This is a genomic window from Variovorax sp. BGA-UO-ETr-C22, assembly GCF_059567965.1.
This window is the reverse complement of sequence record NZ_JCAQPA010000011.1, coordinates 271,794-288,519: the sequence shown is the minus strand read 5'-3', so window position 1 is coordinate 288,519 and position 16,726 is coordinate 271,794. Positions and strand designations below refer to the sequence as shown.

Genomic DNA, 16,726 nt, shown 5'->3' with positions numbered 1-16,726 from the left:
CTTGCTCCGCGAATGTCTCCCGGCCTGCGGCCTCCTCCTTGATTTCGCTGCGCAAGGCACCGCATCGGCGTGAGCGTTGGGCGGTGCGGTCGTTGATCGGCCGCACGACGACCGCGCCCATCGTGCGCAGGACACTGGGTGCTTCCCGCAGCGAAATCAAGGAGGAGGGCGAAGCCCGGGGGACATTCGCGGAGGGAAGTACCCGGTGGCCTGTGCACGCGCCCCGAACCCACCGAAAGGAAAGCCCACAGACATGGCAAGAAACATAGAGATCAAGGCCCGCATCGACAGCGTGGACCGCATCGCAGAAATCGTCGCAACGCTCACCGACCAGGGCCCCATCGAGATCGCCCAGGACGACACCTTCTTCCGCTGCGAGCACAGCGCCGACCGCCTCAAGCTACGCACCTTCGCGCCCGACCGCGCCGAACTCATCTTCTACCGTCGCGCCGACAGCACCGGCCCGAAGGAATCGTTCTACCTGATCACGCCCACCGCCACGCCCGACGCGCTGCGCGAATCGCTCACGCTCGCCTGGGGCCAGGCCGGCCGCGTGCGCAAGCAGCGCCGCCTGTTCCTCGTGGGCCGCACGCGCGTGCACCTCGACCGCGTCGAAGGCCTCGGTGAATTCCTCGAACTCGAAGTGGTGCTGCAAGACGGCGAGCCCGCCGACGCCGGCGTGGCCGAAGCCCATGCGCTCATGGCCCGGCTCGGCGTCGCTGAAGACCAGCTGGTGCAGGGCGCCTACGTCGACCTGTTGCGCGCGCAGGCCGCCTGAGCCATCGGACAGCCCGCGGGCACGCGCGCCAGCAGGTCTTGCCGCAGCGCATTCAGCTCGGCGATCTTCTGGTCGATGACCGCGACCTTGTCGGCCAGCAGCGCCGCAATCGCCTCGTCGGGCGCGGCCGACTCCCACACCGCGGGCAGGTTGTCACCGATCTCGTGGAGGCTGAAGCCGAGCTTTTGCGCAGTGCGGATGTAGCCCACCATCTGCACGGTTTCCTTCGCATAGACCCGGTAGCCGTTGCTGCCACGCTGCGCGCGGATCAGGCCGCGCTCTTCGTAGAAGCGCAGCGTGTCGCGGCTCAAGCCCGTCGCCGAAGCCAGCTGGCCGATCTGCATGGTCGTGGTTCCTTCGCCGAAGAATGAGCTTGACCCTGGAGCGTACCCGAGGCTTTAGCTTCCGGGGCTTCTTCACTCCCTGCAGGGCTCTTCTTCATGATCGCGCTTCCCACCTACCAACGCATCGTCCACGCCAGCGCCTGGTACGACCTCGTGGTGACCATCGGCTTCGCCACGCCATGGACCTTCGCCGCCGTGCACACCCTGCTGCTGTGGACCATCCAGACGCTGCAGCTGCCAGGCAGCTTTCCGGCCTTCGACCCCGTGCACATGCTGATGGCCAACCTGCTCGGCTCGGTGGTCACCGTCTGGGCCGTGCTGCGCATCCGCGATCCGCGCCTGCGCTATGGCCGCTACGACGCCGTGGCGCGCTTCCTGTTCGCCACCTGGCAAATCTACGCCGTGACGCAGGGCGCCAGCCTGATCATCCTCGGCTTCACCGCGATGGAGTTGCTGTTCGGCGTGCTCGAGAGCCTGCCGGTGCGCAGTGCCACAGCAGGCGTACCGATGCGCTCCAACAGCGCAACAAACCTCAGCGCCAGCCCGCAGCCTTGAGCTGCTCGGCCAATTGCTCCGCCACCTTGGCGTAGCCTTTAGCGTTCGCATGGATGCGGTCCGAGCGCAGGGCCGCATCCGACAGCACGCCCGAATACACACCGGCGACCAGCAACGCCTGCCCCGACTTCGCGACCTCTTCGTAGAACGGCGCATCGCTGAGCGAGCCGACCACCGCGCGCATCGCATCGGGCGCCGGCGTGGCCAGCACCGCCACATGCGGCGTGTGCGCACGCGCCTGCTCGATGAGTGCCGCGAGGTTCTCGCGCGTGCTGGCGGGCGACACGCCGCGCAGCATGTCGTTGCCGCCGATGCCGATCAGGATCGCGTCGTAGCTGCCGGCGGACAGCAGCGCGGGCAGGCGTTCCAGCGCACCCGCCGAGGTGTCGCCGTTGACGCCCGCGTTCTCGACCTGCCAGCCCGTGAGCTCGCCCAGCTTCGCGGGCCACGCCGTGTCGGGCGACGCGCCGTAGCCGAAGGTCAGGCTGTCGCCCAGCGCCAGCACGCGGGCATCGGGCTTCAACGCATTGGCTGAGGCCTTTCGTTTGCCGCACGCGGCGAGCAGCAGGGCGGTGGCCGGCACGCCGGCGAGCATCTGGAGGAGGTGGCGTCGCTTCATGTGGCGCGCAGCTTAAACGAGGCCGCGCGGCCGTTGGCGCTTGCCCCTTCGCTTGCTCGGAAAGCGCATAAGCCTCTCCGTTTTCGTTCCTTCCCGGCGCCGGGACAGCGGCGAAGAATCGCGGCCCTGCACATCCCTTCACTGCCACCGAGGTCCGACGCCATGCTGCCGCCGCTGTTCACCCGCCATCGTTTCCTGCGCCATGCGGTCGCACTGTCCGCCGCCTTGCTGGCCGCGCCGCTCGCGGCCTGGGCCGCACCCGCCAGCGGCGAGCCCGTGTGGTTCGGCGTGAGCGGTCCGCTCACCGGACAGAACGCGCAGTACGGCGCGCAGTGGAAGGCCGGCTTCGACCTCGCGCTGGAGCACATCAACGCGCAGGGCGGCATCCATGGCCGTCCGCTGGCCTACAACTTCGAGGACAGCCAGAGCGACCCGCGCCAGTCGGTCGCCATTGCGCAGAAGCTCGTGAACGACAAGCGCGTGCTCATCGAGCTGGGCGACTTCTCCAGCCCCGCCTCGATGGCCGCCTCGCCCATCTACCAGCGCGCGGGCCTCGTGCAGCTGGGCTTCACCAACTCGCACCCCGACTTCACCAAGGGCGGCGACTACATCTGGAGCCCCTCGATCAGCCAGGCCGATGCGCAGCCGCTGCTGGCCGACCTGGCCGTGAAGACGCTGGGCTTCAAGCGCATCGCCGTGCTCTTCCTGAACACCGACTGGGGCCGCACCAGCAAGGACGTGCTCGTGAAGGCCGCGCAGGAGCGCGGCGCGCAGCTCGCCATTGCCGAGGGCTACCAGCCCGACGAGAAAGACTTCCGCTCGACCCTGGTGCGCGTGCGCGACGCCAACCCCGACGGCGTGGTTCTCATCTCTTACTACCCCGACGGCGCGCTCATCGCGGGCCAGGTGCGCAGCGTGGGCCTGAAGCAGCCGATCGCCGCGGTGGGCTCGGTCTACTCGCCCAAGTTCATCGAGCTCGGCGGCGCGGCCGTGAACGGCATCCACACCAACACCGCCTTCTTCCCCGAGGAGCCGCGCACCGAAGTGCAGGCCTTCGTGAAGAGCTTCCGCGCCAAGTACAGCAAGGAGCCCGACGCCTTCAACGCCTATGCCTACGACGCCGTGGTGTACGCGGCCGCCGCGCTGCGCGAAGCCGGCCCCAAGGCCGACCGCAAGGCCGTGCGCGACGCGTTCTACAAGATCAAGGACGTGCCCAGCGTCATCTTCGGCAAGGCCAGCTTCGATGCGCAGACGCGCCGCGTGATCGGCGTGAAGAGCGTCAACCTGGTGGTGAAGGACGGCAAGTGGGCGCAGATTGACGAGAAGGCGGCGGCGCTGGCATCGGCCAAGTAGATGAGCTTCACCTCCTTCTTCGACCACACGGTCAACGGCCTGATCATCGGCAACATCTATGCGTTGCTGGCGGTCGGGCTCGCGCTGATCTTCGGTGTCTCGCACCTCATCAACTTCGCGCACGGCTCGGTCTACACCGTGGGCGCGTACATCGGCTGGGCCAGCATCACGTATCTGCACACGCCGCTACCCATCACCATCGCGCTGGTGGTGCTCGGCTCGGGCGCGCTGGGCATGCTCATCGAGCGCGTGGGACTGCGGCCATTGCAAGGCGCCGCGCGCATCGCGCCGCTGCTGGCCACCATCGGCATCAGCTTCGTGCTCGACATCCTCGTGCAGCTGGTGTTCAGCCCCGACCCGCGCGCGCTGCCCACGCAGCTGCCCGACTGGCGCCTGCAGATCGGCACCGGCACCATCGGCGCGCTCGACCTCTTGATCGCGGGCATCGGCATCGCGAGCGCGGCCGTGCTGTTCGGCTTCCTGCGTTTCACGAAGCTGGGCTGGGCCGTGCGCGCCACCGCGCAGGACCGCGACGCCGCGCAGCAGATGGGCGTGGACGTGAACCGCGTGAACCAGACCGTGTTCGCCATCGCGGCCGCACTGGGCGGACTCTCGGGCCTGCTGGTGGGCATGTACTACAACAACATCAGCCCGGCGATGAGCTTCCAGGCCACGCTCAAGGGCGTGGTGGCCACGGTGGTCGGCGGCGTGGGCAACGTGCCGGGCGCCATCGTCGGCAGCCTGCTGCTGGGTCTCATCGAAAGCTACGGCGTGGCGATTCTCGGCACGCCGTACCGCAACCTCTTTGCCTTTGCGTTGCTGCTGGTCATTCTGGTGTGGAAGCCCAATGGCTTGTTCGGCCGCAAGCGTGTGCTGCCGCCCGAGCCGCTCACCGGCACCTTCATCGCACCGAGCAAGCCGTGGCGCGTGCCGCCGCGCGTGTTGCTCGCGCTGTTCGCCGCGGCCGTGCTGTTGCCGCTGTTCGATCCGTCGCCCTATGTGCTGCAGACGCTCACCAACGCGTGGCTCTACGGTGCGCTCGCACTGAGCCTCACGCTGGTGGCCGGCACCATCGGCCAGATCTCGCTGGGCCACGCGGGGCTGCTGGCCATCGGCGCGTACGCCTCGTCGCTGCTGGTGCTCGACCTGCACCTGCCCGTGGGCACGGGCATCGTGGTCGCGGGCGTGCTCACCTCGCTGATCGGCACGGCGCTGATCTTCCCGGCCTTCCGTCTGCGCGGGCACTACGTGTCGATCGCCACGCTCGGCATCGGCGAGATCGTGGCGCTCACCATCCTCAACTGGGAAAGCCTCACGCGCGGGCCCATCGGCGTGTCGGGCATTCCGCCGCTGTCGCTGTTCGGGCGCGATGCGTCGTCGAACGAGGCGATCTACTGGGCCTCGTTCGGCGCACTGGTGCTGCTGGCCCTGCTGCAGTGGCGCCTGCTGCGCTCGCACCTGGGCCGCACCTTCCGCGCGGTGCGCGAAGACGAGGTGGCCGCGCGCGCCTACGGCGTGAGCCCCGACCGCTACAAGGCGCTGGCCTTCGGCTTCGGCGGCTTCGCAGCGGGCGTGAGCGGCGCCTTCACCGCGCACATGTACTCGTACATCAACCACGAGACCTTCGGCTCGCAGATCTCGATCCTCGCGCTCACGATGGTGATCCTCGGCGGGCTCGGGAACATCAGCGGCGCATTGCTGGGCGCGGTCGCGCTCGTGAGCCTGCCCGAGCTGTTCCGCGTGACGGCCGAGTACCGGATGTTGATCTACGGCGTGGCACTGCTTCTGTTGATCCGCTTCCGTCCCCAAGGCCTGCTCGGCACCGTCTGAAAGAACCACCAAACACCATGAGCCACCTCAACGACTACCTCGCCGAGAAACGCACCGCCGTGCTGGCACGCAACGCCGCCGTCGCGGCTGGCACTGCGCAGCCCTCGCAACTCAAGGCCAGCGTGCGCGCCGAAGGCCGCAGCGGTGTGCGCCGGCTGCGCATCCGCGAGCACCAGGTCATCAGCGACAGCCCGCCCGATTTCGCGGGCTACAACCTCGGCCCGAGTTCGCCCGAGCTGCAGCTGGGCGTGCTCGGCACCTGCGTGACGCACATCTTCCTGATCCAGGCGGCCGAACGCCAGGTGCCGCTCGAAAGCCTCGAGGTCGAGGTGACCGGCGTCATCGACCCGCGCGGCGGCAAGCCGGGCCACGAGCAGACGCCGATCTGGCCGCACGAGATCGGCTACACCGTGCACATCGATTCGCCCGCCAGCCGCGAGGAGATCGACGCGCTGTTCGAAGCGGTGGAGCGCAACTGCCCCATCCTCAACCTGCTGCGCAACCCGCAAGCCATTCGCGCCGAGGTGAAGCTCGTGAACTCGAAGGCGAAGGTCGCCGATGCCGTCGCTGCTTGAGGTCCGCGGCCTCGTGCGCCGCTTCGGCGGGCTCACGGCCGTCAACGCCGTCGACCTGCAGGTGGGCGAGGGCGAACTGCTGAGCGTGATCGGCCCGAACGGCGCCGGCAAGACCACGCTGTTCAACCTCGTCACCGGCCTCGACAGGCCCGATGCCGGGCAGGTGCGCTTCGACGGCCACGACATCACCGGCCTGCCCGCGCAAGAGCTCGCACAGCGCGGGCTGGCGCGCACCTTCCAGCACGGGCGCGTGTTCGCGAACCTCTCGGTGCTCGACAACGTGCTGGTCGGCGCACACACGCGGCTGCGCGCCGTGAAACCGCGCGTGGGCGGTGTGCCGGGCTTGGGTGCGCTGGCCGAGCTGGCGCTCGCGCTGGTGCAGCCGAGTGCCGTGCGACGCGAGGAAGAAGCGCTGCGCGACGAGGCGCGCGAGATCATCGCGCTCTTCGGCGAACGCCTCACGCCGCGCACCGACCATCCGGCCTACAGCCTCTCGTACGCCAACCGCCGCCGCGTGGAGATCGCGCGCGCGCTCGCGCTGCGGCCGCGCCTGCTGCTGCTCGACGAGCCCACGGCCGGCATGAACGAGAGCGAGACGGCCGAGATGCTGGAGATCATTCGCGGCCTCAAGGCGCGCGGCCAGACCATCCTGCTGATCGAGCACAAGCTGGACCTCGTGATGCAGCTGTCCGACCGCGTGGCGGTGCTCGACGACGGCCGCAAGATCGCCGAAGGCCTGCCCGACGACGTGCGCAACGACCCCGCGGTGATCGAGGCCTACCTCGGCCATCGCCAGGTCGGCGAAGCGCAGGAAGAAGCGATGCCCGCATGATCGCCACCGTCGCGCGCACCGGCCTGTCGCCTTCTTCCCTCTGGGGAGAGGGGAGAAACGACGACCTGCCTGAACGTGCCATCACGCAAGCTTCGGCGGGCGCTGTACAGCCACTGCTCCAACTCCAGAAGGTCAACAGCTTCTACGGCCCCGTGCAGGCGCACTTCGACCTCGACATCGAAGTGCGCACGGGCCAGATCGTCAGCCTGCTCGGCGGCAACGCCAGCGGCAAGTCGACCACGATGAAGATCGTGCTCGGTCTGCTCAAGCCGCGCTCGGGCGAGGTCCGCTTCAACGGCGAATCGACGCTGGGCCTGAGCACGCCGCAGATCATCCGCAAGGGCATCGGCTCGGTGCCCGAGGCACGCCGCCTGTTCCCCGCGATGACCGTGCGCGAGAACCTGCTCATGGGCGCCTATGCGCGCCGCGACCGCGCGGCCGTGGCCGACGACCTGGAACGCATGCTCGAGCTGTTCCCGCGCGTGGCGCAGCGCCTGGGCTTCCTGGCCGGCACGCTCTCGGGCGGCGAGCAGCAGATGGTGGCCATGGCGCGCGCGCTCATGGGCCGGCCGCAGCTGCTGTGCATGGACGAACCCACCATGGGCCTGTCGCCGCTGTACGTCGACAAGGTGCTCGAGCTCATCGCGCGCATCAACGCGCAGGGCGTCTCGGTCTTCATGGTCGAGCAGAACGCCAGCCTCGCGCTGCAGATCGCGCACCACGGCTACGTGCTGCAGACGGGCCGCATCGTGCTCTCGGGCCCGGCGCGCGCGCTGCTGGCCGACGCGCGCATCCGCGATGCCTACCTGGGCGGCGAGGGCGCCGCCCGCACCGCCTCCTGACGATGACCCTTTTGCTGCGAAGAAGACCTTCACCATGCCCCTGACCCTCGACCATGTCGTGATCGCCGTGCACGACCTCGAACGCGCCATCGCCGACTACGCCGCGCTCGGCTTCCATGTGCTGCGCGGCGGCGACCATCCGGGCCGCAGCACGCACAACGCGCTCGTCGTGTTCAGCGACGGCAGCTACTTCGAACTCATTGCATGGCGAGAACCGGCGCCCGCCGAGCGCTGGTGGCAGCTGCTGCAGCGGCACGGCGAAGGCATCGTCGATTTCGCCTTGCTGCCGCGCGACACCGCCGTCACCGTGGCCGACGCGAAAGCGCGCGGCCTCGTGCTCGAAGGCCCGCTCGACGGCGGACGCGTGCGCCCCGACGGCGAACACCTGCGCTGGCAGACCGCGCGCCCCCCATCGGCCGACCTGCCGTTCCTGTGCGGCGACCTCACGCGGCGCGCCCTGCGCGTGCCCGAGGGCGCCGCGCGCGTGCATCCCAACGGCGTGCTCGGCGTGGCCAGCCTGGCCATTGCCGTGCGCGACCTCGACGCCACGCTGGCGCGCTACCGCGCCTTGCTGGGCACGGTCTCCGACGACACGAGCACGCACATCGGCGAACCCGTGGCCGTGCCTGCCAGCCAGGTGCGCGTGGCCGTGATCGCCCTGGGCAGCAGCGTGCTCGTGCTGTCGTCGCCGCGCGACCGTGCCCCGGCGGCGGAGCTGGGCGGCGACGCGCTCGCACAGCGCCTCGCCGTGCGCGGCGAGGGCCCTTACGCGTTGGTGCTGCACACCGACCGGCCGCAATCGACCGGCACCTTCGACCTTGCACGCGCGCACGGCGCGTGGATCGAACTCGACCTGCCGCCGGTGGACGCACTGGAGGCGCAGGGCCGCGTGCGCGCCAACGCGGCGAACAGCACGGTGGGCGGGTAGGGCGCAGCCTCAGCGGCCGCCCAGGTGCGCCTTGCGCAGCGCGGCCCGCATCTTCTTCTGCAGCGCCGGCCCGCCCTTTTCCAGCGCGGCCGCGGGCGCGCCGCTCTCGGCCGTCACCGGCCGGTGCTTGCGCCCCCAGATGCCGAGCTGCGTGATCACCGGCAGCAGGTCGATACCCACCGGCGTGAGGCTGTAGAGCGCCTTCTGCTTGTGCGTGGGGTCGTCGGTCTTGCTGAGCACGCCGTGCGCGACCAGCGTGTTCAGCCGCTCCGTGAGGATGTTCGAGGAGATGCCTTCTTCGGACTGCAGGAACTCGCGAAAGTGGCGCTTGTCCGCAAACATCAGGTCGCGAACGATCAGCAGGCTCCAGCGGTCGCCGACGACTTCGAGCGCGAGGTTGATCGGGCACAGGGACTTCTGCTGGATGGCCATCGGGATTCCGCGGGTTCTAGAAACTGCTTGCATTTTCGCATCGGTTTGAGAATACTGAAACTGCTTGCATTTCGAGATCGGTTTGCGCAAGCGGCCTGAAGGAGACTCCGATGCGAAAGCTCATCGTGCAAATGCAGATGTCGGTCGACGGGTTCGTGTCGCCGGCCAACGGCGACATCGACTGGCAGCTGTGGGGCTGGGGCGACCGGTGGCGCTGGGACGCGGCGCTCAGGCGCGACTTCAACGCCGTGTTCGCGGGCGTCGACACGATCCTGCTGAGCCGCAAGATCATCGAGGAGGGCTACCTCGACCACTGGGGCCGCGCGGCGACGCGCTTTTCGGCGAACCCCGACTACGCCTTTGCCCAGCGGATCGTCGAAGCGCGCAAGGTCGTGCTCACGAACAAGCTGCAGGCCTCGCGCTGGGAGCGCACCGACATCGCGCGCGGTGCCATGGCCGACGAAGTGAGCGCGCTCAAGCGCCAGCCGGGCCAGGACATCCTCACCATCGGCGGTGTCGGCTTTGCGTCGTCGCTCACGTCGGCAGGGCTGGTCGACGAGTTCCAGTTCTTCGTGAACCCCACGGCCGTCGGCGCGGGCCGCTCGGTGTTCCACGACACGCGCCATGGCCATGCGCTGCGCCTGCTCGGATCGACCGCCTACGACTGCGGCATGGTGGTGAATCGCTACGCGCCCGCGTGAAGTACGTCACGCGCGTGCAGGACAACACGCCGTGGAGATACCTGCGCTTACCGGATTTCATCTGACGGTGACCTGACGCACCCGAAGCAGACACACGCGCTGCACAGAATGGAGGCGTCATCACAGACACACAAAAGGAGTTCCAGATGATCTTCCGTACCAAGCGCCTGACCACTGCCGCCGTTGCGGCGCTCGCAATGTCCCTGGCGGCAGGCAGCGCGCTGGCGCAAGATCGCCGGGGCGACGACCACCGCCCGGGCGGCGGCCGCTACGAGCAGCGCGATGACCACCGTCCTGGCGGCGGTCGCTATGACCAGCGCGACGACCATCGCGGGCATCGCGGCCCTCACGCCGGCTATCGCGGCGACCAGGACTTCCGCGACGGCCGCCAGTTCGACCGCCGGGGCTTCCCGCAGCCGCACACCGAGTGGCGCCGTGGCGGCCGCGTGCCGACCGAGTACCGGGGCCGCAACTACGTGGTGAACGACTGGCGCGCCTACCGCCTGCAGCAGCCGCCGCGCGGCTACCAGTGGGTGGGCGTGGGTGGCGACTACGTGCTCGCAGCCATTGCCACCGGCCTCATCGCGCAGATCATCGCGGGTCAGTAAGCCTTCGCACTGCGCTCGCACCGCGCACATGCAAAAACCGCCACAGGAGACTGTGGCGGTTTTTCTTTGGGGAACTGGGGGAGGGGCTTGTCAGGCCACCGCGGTGGCGGCCGATTGGGCGCACACGTTGCGCCCGGTGATGGTGAGGCGCAAACCGCCGCCATGCCATTCGAGCCAGTTGAGATCGACGTACGCGTCGATGTCGCGATCGTCGATGCGATCGGCCTGGCGGCTTTGCAGCAGCTCGACCGTGGCGGGCAGGGCACGTTTCAGGCGTTCGCGCTTCTCCGCTGCATCGGCCGCCTTTTGGGCGGCCCGGGTGGCCTGTAGTTGCTGCTGCTGCTGCGAAGTCGATGCCATTGCTGATCCGTTCCGGAAGCCAAGGAATTAACCCGAATGTACGCCGCTTGTGTGAAGCTGCGCGCATTCTTTTCAACCCTGGAGCCGGAAGTGTCGATTTCGTTGCGCTTGAGCTAAATCTCGTAGTGAGAAACCTTGACCTCGTCGCCCAAGGCCTTCTCGACAATCGCGCGCGTCAATGTCGGCGCAAACGACTCGATGAACGCGTAGACATATTTGCGCAGGTAGGTGCCGCGTCGCACCGCCAGCTTGGTGAGGTTGATGCCGAACAGCCGCCCCGCATCGAGCGCGCGCAGCTGCGTGTCGCGCTCGGCCTCGTAGGCCACGCCGGCGACGATGCCCACGCCCAGGCCCAGCTGCACATAGGTCTTGATGACGTCGGCGTCCATCGCGGCCAGCACGATGTTGGGCTGAAGGCCGCGCTGTTCAAACGCCTCGTCGATGCGCGAGCGGCCCGTGAAGCCGGTGTCGTAGGTGATCAGCGGGTGTTGCGTGAGCGCCTCCAGCGTGAGCGGCGCGTCGAGCAGCGGATGGCCTGGCGGCACGATCACCGAGTGCGTCCAGCGGTAGCAGGGCAGGGCGACGAGCTGCGGGTAGTCGCCCAGCGCCTCGGTGGCAATGCCCACGTCGGCCTCGCCGTCGAGCAGCATCTGCGCGATCTGCTTGGGCGAGCCCTGGTGCAGGTGCAGTTTCACGTTCGGGAACTGCGCGCGGAATTCCTGCACCGCCACCGGCATCGCATAGCGCGCCTGCGAGTGCGTGGCCGCCACCGAGAGCAGGCCGCTTTGCTGTGCCACGAACTCCTGGCCCGCGTGCTTGAGGTTGCTGCTCTCCATCAGCATGCGCTCGATGATCGGCAGCACGTGGCCGCCGGGCTCGGTGAGGCCCGTGAGCCGCTTGCCGGCGCGCACGAAGAGCTCGATGCCGAGTTCTTCCTCGAGTTCGCGGATCTGCCGGCTCACGCCGGGCTGCGAGGTGTGAAGGGTGTGGGCGACCTCGGTCAGGTTGAAGCCGCAACGAACGGCCTCGCGTACCGAGCGCAGTTGTTGAAAGTTCATCGGGCGCGCAGGAGGTGAAAAGAGGTCCGGACCCCGGGTCGGGGCCGACCGGCGATTCTCGGCAGAAGGGCTTATGCAGGGAACGATGCGTTTGTTGGTTCCACATGAGCAAAACATCTATGAGGCCCCTCTGCGTGGGGAAGTTGATATTTCGCACGACTGTGCTAAAGTTCGCCGCATGGACGCCAAGACCCAGAAAAGCGAACTCACCCGCGCCGCCATCGTCGGCGCGGCGATGCATCTCGCGCTGGCCGAAGGGCTGGAAGCCATTTCGCTGCAGGCTGTGGCGAGCCGGCTGGGGCTGTCCAAGAGCGGCGTGTTCTCGCGCGTGGGCTCGCGTGAAGCGCTGCAGAAGGCCGTCATCGAGGAATACGGCCGCGGCTTCCTGGCCGAGGTGTTCGTGCCCGCCATGCAGAAGCCCAAGGGCCTGCCCCGCCTGAACGACATCGTCGCGCGCTGGATCGCCCGCACGCGCGACGTCGAAGCGCAGAACGGTTGCCTCTACGTGGCCGGCGCCTTCGAGTTCGACGACCGCGAAGGCGAACTGCGCGACCTGCTGTTCGACGAGATCACGCGCTGGCGTGCCGCGCTGCGCCGTACGGTGCTGCAGGCGGTCGAGACCGGCGAGCTCCAGGTCGACACCGACCCGGCCCAGCTCGTGAGCGAGATCAACGGGATCATGATGAATCAGCTGCACGACGCGCGCTTCCTGCGCGACGGGCACGCGGCCGAGCGCGCGGGCCAGACCTGGCAGCGCCTTCTTTCCAGCTACCGCGCCTGAGGCGCACCCGCAGACGACGGCCACCGCCTCTTCGTTTGCCTTAATTTCGCACCACCGTGCGATAAAAAAGGAGAAGCACCATGCTGATCATTGCCCTCTTCATCGCCGCCTACGCGGCCCTCCTCGGTGTGCGCGGCGTGCAGGACACGCTGCGCAGCCTGCCGCGCAGCAACCAGGACTGGGTCTGGTACTGAGCCCCTGAACGAAAGCCTTCCTCATGACCACCACCACCCACACCACCGCCCCCGTGGGCTACTACAGCGCCAGCCCGCTGATGCGCGCGATGCGCTTCGGCCTCGGCGCCTCGCAACGCCTGTGGCCCGCGCTCGGCGTGCGCGCGGCCTACCGCGTGTTCGGCACGCCGCTGCCGCCCAAATGGCTGTACCGCGGCCAGCAGCCCGGTGCCGACTGGCGCCGCGAGGCCTGGTCGTTCGAGGACGCGAACGTCGGCATCTACCACTTGGCCGCGCAGGACTCGGGTGCCGAGTCGGCGCCGGTCGTGTTGCTGGTGCACGGCTGGGGCGGCCACGCGGGCCAGATGCTGCCGCTGGCGCAGGCCGTCGCTGCGCAAGGCCTGCGGCCCGTGCTGGTGGAGATGCCGGCCCACGGCCGCAGCGCGGGCACGGCCAGCAACCTGCCGCAGTTCGCGCGCGCCATCGACTACGTGGCGGCGCGGCTGGGTGCCGACGGGCACGTGCTGCGCGCGGCGGTCGCGCATTCGCTGGGGGCCAATGCGCTGGCCTATGCGGCGGGGCGCGGGCTGCCGGCGCAGCGGCTGGTGCTGCTGGCGCCGCCCGCCTCGCCGCGCGAGTACACGCGCTACTTCGCGCAGGTGTTCGGCCTCAGCGAGCGCACGCGCGCGGGCATGCAGCGACTGATCGAGGCACGCGAGGGCATCCTGATGCAGCAGCTGGAGCCCGCCGCCGTGGGCCCGCGCATCGCGCAGCCGACGCTGATCGTGCATGACCGCGACGACCGCGTGAACCGCTTCGCCGACGCCGAGGCCTTTCGCGATGCGATCGCCGGCGCGCGGCTTTTTCCCACGCAGGGCTGGGGCCATCGCCGCATCCTCAAGAAGCAGGCCGTGCTCGCGCAGGTCACGCAGTTCCTGGCGTAGCGGCCGGCGGTCACGTGCGCGTGAAACGGCGCCCCTAAACTGGGCGCCACCCATGGCCTTCGCCATGGACGACACACGCACCGACCACACATGGGCAATCGTTCCTGGCTCTATCTCGAACACAGTCTTCCCGACACCGAAGAAGCATCGGCCGACGAAATCGCCGAAGCCAACAACAACTTCCCCGTGCTCTGGCAGCTCCTGCTGGCCGATGGCGCGGCCGGCGACGCCATCGACCACCAGCGCGTCTTCGGAGATGCCGACACCGACAACCTCGCCAGTGACGCGCACGCCGCGCTCGCGCGCATCCGGCTGCTGCACGCCTTTGTCGAACGGCACCCGATGCTGCACACGCTGCCGCAGATCGCGCTGCAGTTCGAGGCCGTGGCGCAGCACTTGGCCGAGCTGATCGACGACACGCCCGACGACAGCACGCCGCGCTTCTCGGCGAACCTCGACGAGTTGTCCTGGCTGGGCGGCGATGCCGACGGCGAAGGCTTCATCGAACGCAACCGCCGCGAGTGCAATGAACTGTGGGCCGAGGTGCAGCGCTGCATCGACAGTGGCAACCACCCGGGCGTGGACGCGGCGCTCGGCGTCCAACGTTTCGCAGACTGGGAGTCCTGGGCCTGGCAGTTCGGCTTCGGCAGCCTGTCGCATCCGTATTTCGACGGCTACGAGGCGCCGCGCGACGAGCGCTTTGCCGACTTCGAGCCGGAAGAAGATGAAGACGACGACGAACGCCCCGACTACGACAACCACCTGGGCGGCGACCTCTGGCGCTTCGAGGTCGACGGCCGCTGGGGCGTGATGCGCGTGGTGTACGACGACGACGGGCGCAGCCAGCGCACCACCGTGGTCGAGCCCGCGTGGGACGACATCCGCTACGCCGGTGCGGACGATCCGCGCCTGCTCTGGATCTCGCAAGGCGAGCGCTCCGGCCTGCTGCATGCCGACGCCGACGCCGAGGCGCCGCGCGTGCTGCTCGAACCGCAGCTCGACGAGGTCTGGGCCTTCGAGGGCGACATCGCCACGGCCCTGGTCGGCGACCACGTCGGCCTGCTGCGCACCGACGGCAGCTGGCTGCTCGCGCCCTCGGTCGACGAGGTCTGGAGCTTTGTCGAAGGCCGGGTGCGTGCCCGCGTGGGCGAGCGCATCGGGTATGTCGACCTGCAGGGCCAGTGGGCCATCGCGCCGCGGTTCGAAGAGGCTGAAGACTTCACGCCTTTCGGCCTCGCGCCCGCGCGTGGCGACGAGGGCGGCTGGGGGCTGGTGCGCGCGGACGGCGAATGGGCCGTGCCGCCGGATTTCGAAAGCCTTCAGTGGCGCCATGACTGGGAGGGCTTCGACGCCAAGCGCGACGGCAAGAGCGGGCTGCTCGATGCGCAAGGCCGTGTCGCGATCGAGCCGGTGTACGAACAGGTCGACCTGCTCGAGGAATACCCCATCGAGATCCTGACGACCGAGGACACCGATCCGTCGAACGAACGCGGCGTCCCGGCCCGGCCGAAGCGCTTCGCCGTGGAACGCGCCGACGGCCTGTGCGGCCTGCTCGATGGGCAGGGCCGCATGCTCGTGCCCTGCGACTACGGCCGCTTCGAGACCCTGGAGCCGCTGACCGGCCAGGAGCGCGCGCACGCCATGGTCCGGCGCGACCTGGTGCGCGTGGCGTCCAAGGGCGGGCGCACGGCGAAGAACGCGCCGTGGTTGCGCGGCATCTACGACGTGGCCGCCGGCCGCGAGCTGGTGCCGTGCCGGCACCGCACGCTCCAGCCGCTGGCCTGGGGCACGCAGGACTTCGGCTGGCTGGTCGCCGATCCGGTGCCGCGCGCCGCAAAGGTCGAGAAGGGGCAACTCGCCGTGGGCGTGCTGCGCGCAGACGGCTCGGTGCTGCACCCGCAGGCCTATCCGTGGATCACCGCCGCGTTGTCGGTCAGCGATGGCTGGCTGGCCGGGGCGGTCCGCTCCGAGCTGCGCAAGCGCTGGGGCGCGGGCGAGCCGGTGAAGGCCGTGCGCAACGACACCGGCCTGTACGTCTGGCTGCATGCCGACGGCCGCGAGCAGGCGCACACCGAACACATGGCCGCGCGCCATGCCGCCGGCGACCTGCGGGCCGCCTACGAACTGGCCTGCCACCTGCGCGACGGCGAGGGCATCGAGGCCGACCCGCGCGAAGCCCTGCGCTGGATGGCGCACGCCGCCGGCGTGCGCGCGCCCGGCGACGCCCCCGCGACCGCCTCACCCGACGGCCTGCCCGTGGCCATGTGCGAGCTCTCGGAGATGCTGCTCTGGGACACGGCGGGCCTCGGCGCCGAACCCGCCCTGGCGCGCGCATGGCTGCTGCACGCCATCGCCCACGGCGGCGAGGACGACGCCGCCACGCACGCCCATCTCGGCTACATGCTGACGGAAGGCGAGGGGGGCGAGCGCGACCTGGAAGGCGGCATGCGGCACTACGAACGGGCCGCCGAGCAGAACAACACGATGGCGCTCTACAACCTCGGCCTGGCGTACAAGCTCGGCGAACCGGGAGAGCCCGACCTGGCCCGTGCGATCGGCTACTTCCGCCGCGGCCACGAAGCCGGCGACGTCAGCGCCACAATGCAGCTCGGCCGCACGCTGTGCCTGCACGCAGGGGCGTTGGCCGAACAGGGCCAGGGAGAAACGGAAGTGAAGGCCTTGTACGCCGAAGCCCTCTACGCGCTGCAGAAGGTGGCGGAGGACAGTACGCAGCGCCAGCAGGGCTGGGCCTGCTACGAGCTCGGCTGGATGCGCATGCAGGGCCAGGGCGCGCCGGAAGATGCTGCGGCCGCAGAGCGCTGGCTGCTCACCGGCGCCGCGCTCGATGACTGCGAAGAGAACCTGGAGAGCCAGCGCGCCTGCGTGGAATCCCTGGCGGAGCAGTTCTACGGCGACCGCGAAAGTCCGCTCTTCGACGAGGACAAGGCCCGCGCGTGGGCGCAGCGGCTGGAGGCGCTGCCCGCTGCGGCCCCGGATCAACCGGCGTGAGGCG

18 protein-coding genes are annotated in these 16,726 nt (G+C 69.2%); 13 read left to right on the top strand and 5 right to left on the bottom strand.

The genetic code is table 11. The annotated features are described in order from the left end of the window. The first annotated feature begins 253 nt into the window (after positions 1-253). Positions 254-778 (top strand): class IV adenylate cyclase, encoded by a 525-nt coding sequence (locus tag AC57B8_RS21205; RefSeq protein WP_496480694.1) that lies wholly within the window; start codon positions 254-256, stop codon positions 776-778. On the opposite strand, the gene AC57B8_RS21200 is transcribed toward AC57B8_RS21205, so the two are convergent. Further along, positions 745-1,122 carry a MerR family transcriptional regulator gene (locus AC57B8_RS21200; RefSeq protein ID WP_496480693.1) on the bottom strand — a complete coding sequence of 126 codons (378 nt, stop codon included), beginning with the start codon at positions 1,120-1,122 and terminating at the stop codon, positions 745-747. The two genes, AC57B8_RS21205 and AC57B8_RS21200, sit on opposite strands and share 34 nt — an antisense overlap. A 96-nt stretch (positions 1,123-1,218) precedes the next feature. Here AC57B8_RS21200 and AC57B8_RS21195 point away from each other — a divergent pair, with 96 nt between their 5' ends. Next, complete coding sequence (locus tag AC57B8_RS21195; RefSeq protein ID WP_496480692.1) at positions 1,219-1,677, top strand: hypothetical protein; 459 nt, start codon at positions 1,219-1,221, stop codon at positions 1,675-1,677. Here the strand turns inward: AC57B8_RS21195 and AC57B8_RS21190 are convergent. After that, on the bottom strand, positions 1,655-2,296 hold the full coding sequence (locus AC57B8_RS21190) for a GDSL-type esterase/lipase family protein (RefSeq protein WP_496480691.1): 642 nt from the start codon (positions 2,294-2,296) through the stop codon (positions 1,655-1,657). The genes AC57B8_RS21195 and AC57B8_RS21190 overlap by 23 nt on opposite strands. A 162-nt stretch (positions 2,297-2,458) precedes the next feature. On the opposite strand from AC57B8_RS21190, the gene AC57B8_RS21185 reads away from it, so the two are divergent. From AC57B8_RS21185 to AC57B8_RS21160, 6 genes are read left to right on the top strand one after another with little or no spacing between them, the layout of a single operon-like run. Continuing rightward, positions 2,459-3,649 (top strand): ABC transporter substrate-binding protein, encoded by a 1,191-nt coding sequence (locus AC57B8_RS21185; protein ID WP_496480690.1) that lies wholly within the window; start codon positions 2,459-2,461, stop codon positions 3,647-3,649. After that, positions 3,650-5,479, top strand: a complete 1,830-nt coding sequence (locus tag AC57B8_RS21180; protein ID WP_095948443.1) for an ABC transporter permease — start codon at positions 3,650-3,652, stop codon at positions 5,477-5,479. 17 nt (positions 5,480-5,496) lie between these two features. Next, complete coding sequence (locus AC57B8_RS21175) at positions 5,497-6,054, top strand: OsmC family protein (protein ID WP_489062294.1); 558 nt, start codon at positions 5,497-5,499, stop codon at positions 6,052-6,054. Continuing rightward, positions 6,038-6,886, top strand: coding sequence for an ABC transporter ATP-binding protein (locus AC57B8_RS21170; protein WP_496480689.1), 849 nt, complete (start codon positions 6,038-6,040; stop codon positions 6,884-6,886). The genes AC57B8_RS21175 and AC57B8_RS21170 overlap by 17 nt, the downstream gene beginning before the upstream one ends. Continuing rightward, a complete protein-coding gene (locus AC57B8_RS21165) occupies positions 6,883-7,728 on the top strand; it encodes an ABC transporter ATP-binding protein (protein WP_496480688.1) in 846 nt (281 codons plus the stop codon). The genes AC57B8_RS21170 and AC57B8_RS21165 overlap by 4 nt, the downstream gene beginning before the upstream one ends. A gap of 34 nt (positions 7,729-7,762) precedes the next feature. After that, positions 7,763-8,656 (top strand): VOC family protein, encoded by an 894-nt coding sequence (locus AC57B8_RS21160; RefSeq protein WP_496480687.1) that lies wholly within the window; start codon positions 7,763-7,765, stop codon positions 8,654-8,656. 9 nt (positions 8,657-8,665) lie between these two features. On the opposite strand, the gene AC57B8_RS21155 is transcribed toward AC57B8_RS21160, so the two are convergent. Next, a complete protein-coding gene (locus AC57B8_RS21155) occupies positions 8,666-9,088 on the bottom strand; it encodes a winged helix-turn-helix transcriptional regulator (protein ID WP_095743055.1) in 423 nt (140 codons plus the stop codon). Positions 9,089-9,198: 110 nt separating this feature from the next. On the opposite strand from AC57B8_RS21155, the gene AC57B8_RS21150 reads away from it, so the two are divergent. Continuing rightward, positions 9,199-9,789 carry a dihydrofolate reductase family protein gene (locus AC57B8_RS21150; protein WP_496480686.1) on the top strand — a complete coding sequence of 197 codons (591 nt, stop codon included), beginning with the start codon at positions 9,199-9,201 and terminating at the stop codon, positions 9,787-9,789. Positions 9,790-9,935: 146 nt separating this feature from the next. Further along, positions 9,936-10,397, top strand: coding sequence for an RcnB family protein (locus tag AC57B8_RS21145; protein ID WP_159274262.1), 462 nt, complete (start codon positions 9,936-9,938; stop codon positions 10,395-10,397). A gap of 90 nt (positions 10,398-10,487) precedes the next feature. Here the strand turns inward: AC57B8_RS21145 and AC57B8_RS21140 are convergent, their stop codons facing one another. Further along, on the bottom strand, positions 10,488-10,757 hold the full coding sequence (locus tag AC57B8_RS21140) for a hypothetical protein (protein WP_070061423.1): 270 nt from the start codon (positions 10,755-10,757) through the stop codon (positions 10,488-10,490). 113 nt (positions 10,758-10,870) lie between these two features. Beyond that, positions 10,871-11,815, bottom strand: a complete 945-nt coding sequence (locus tag AC57B8_RS21135) for a CysB family HTH-type transcriptional regulator (RefSeq protein WP_062473726.1) — start codon at positions 11,813-11,815, stop codon at positions 10,871-10,873. A 178-nt stretch (positions 11,816-11,993) separates the two neighbouring features. Here AC57B8_RS21135 and AC57B8_RS21130 point away from each other — a divergent pair, with 178 nt between their 5' ends. The 3 genes from AC57B8_RS21130 (at position 11,994) to AC57B8_RS21120 (ending at position 16,722) form a co-directional block, all read left to right on the top strand. Next, positions 11,994-12,596 carry a TetR/AcrR family transcriptional regulator gene (locus AC57B8_RS21130; RefSeq protein ID WP_139704726.1) on the top strand — a complete coding sequence of 201 codons (603 nt, stop codon included), beginning with the start codon at positions 11,994-11,996 and terminating at the stop codon, positions 12,594-12,596. Between the two features lie 217 nt (positions 12,597-12,813). Next, positions 12,814-13,713, top strand: a complete 900-nt coding sequence (locus AC57B8_RS21125) for an alpha/beta fold hydrolase (RefSeq protein ID WP_496480685.1) — start codon at positions 12,814-12,816, stop codon at positions 13,711-13,713. A 90-nt stretch (positions 13,714-13,803) separates the two neighbouring features. Then, positions 13,804-16,722 (top strand): SEL1-like repeat protein, encoded by a 2,919-nt coding sequence (locus AC57B8_RS21120; RefSeq protein ID WP_496480684.1) that lies wholly within the window; start codon positions 13,804-13,806, stop codon positions 16,720-16,722. Positions 16,723-16,726 lie beyond the last annotated feature (4 nt).

Bases quoted from the DNA above. Each gene is read 5' to 3' on its own strand.
- AC57B8_RS21205 (WP_496480694.1), top strand. From the start codon at position 254: ATGGCAAGAAACATAGAGATCAAGGCCCGCATCGACAGCGTGGACCGC.
- AC57B8_RS21200 (WP_496480693.1), bottom strand. From the start codon at position 1,122: ATGCAGATCGGCCAGCTGGCTTCGGCGACGGGCTTGAGCCGCGACACG.
- AC57B8_RS21195 (WP_496480692.1), top strand. From the start codon at position 1,219: ATGATCGCGCTTCCCACCTACCAACGCATCGTCCACGCCAGCGCCTGG.
- AC57B8_RS21190 (WP_496480691.1), bottom strand. From the start codon at position 2,296: ATGAAGCGACGCCACCTCCTCCAGATGCTCGCCGGCGTGCCGGCCACC.
- AC57B8_RS21185 (WP_496480690.1), top strand. From the start codon at position 2,459: ATGCTGCCGCCGCTGTTCACCCGCCATCGTTTCCTGCGCCATGCGGTC.
- AC57B8_RS21180 (WP_095948443.1), top strand. From the start codon at position 3,650: ATGAGCTTCACCTCCTTCTTCGACCACACGGTCAACGGCCTGATCATC.
- AC57B8_RS21175 (WP_489062294.1), top strand. From the start codon at position 5,497: ATGAGCCACCTCAACGACTACCTCGCCGAGAAACGCACCGCCGTGCTG.
- AC57B8_RS21170 (WP_496480689.1), top strand. From the start codon at position 6,038: ATGCCGTCGCTGCTTGAGGTCCGCGGCCTCGTGCGCCGCTTCGGCGGG.
- AC57B8_RS21165 (WP_496480688.1), top strand. From the start codon at position 6,883: ATGATCGCCACCGTCGCGCGCACCGGCCTGTCGCCTTCTTCCCTCTGG.
- AC57B8_RS21160 (WP_496480687.1), top strand. From the start codon at position 7,763: ATGCCCCTGACCCTCGACCATGTCGTGATCGCCGTGCACGACCTCGAA.
- AC57B8_RS21155 (WP_095743055.1), bottom strand. From the start codon at position 9,088: ATGGCCATCCAGCAGAAGTCCCTGTGCCCGATCAACCTCGCGCTCGAA.
- AC57B8_RS21150 (WP_496480686.1), top strand. From the start codon at position 9,199: ATGCGAAAGCTCATCGTGCAAATGCAGATGTCGGTCGACGGGTTCGTG.
- AC57B8_RS21145 (WP_159274262.1), top strand. From the start codon at position 9,936: ATGATCTTCCGTACCAAGCGCCTGACCACTGCCGCCGTTGCGGCGCTC.
- AC57B8_RS21140 (WP_070061423.1), bottom strand. From the start codon at position 10,757: ATGGCATCGACTTCGCAGCAGCAGCAGCAACTACAGGCCACCCGGGCC.
- AC57B8_RS21135 (WP_062473726.1), bottom strand. From the start codon at position 11,815: ATGAACTTTCAACAACTGCGCTCGGTACGCGAGGCCGTTCGTTGCGGC.
- AC57B8_RS21130 (WP_139704726.1), top strand. From the start codon at position 11,994: ATGGACGCCAAGACCCAGAAAAGCGAACTCACCCGCGCCGCCATCGTC.
- AC57B8_RS21125 (WP_496480685.1), top strand. From the start codon at position 12,814: ATGACCACCACCACCCACACCACCGCCCCCGTGGGCTACTACAGCGCC.
- AC57B8_RS21120 (WP_496480684.1), top strand. From the start codon at position 13,804: ATGGGCAATCGTTCCTGGCTCTATCTCGAACACAGTCTTCCCGACACC.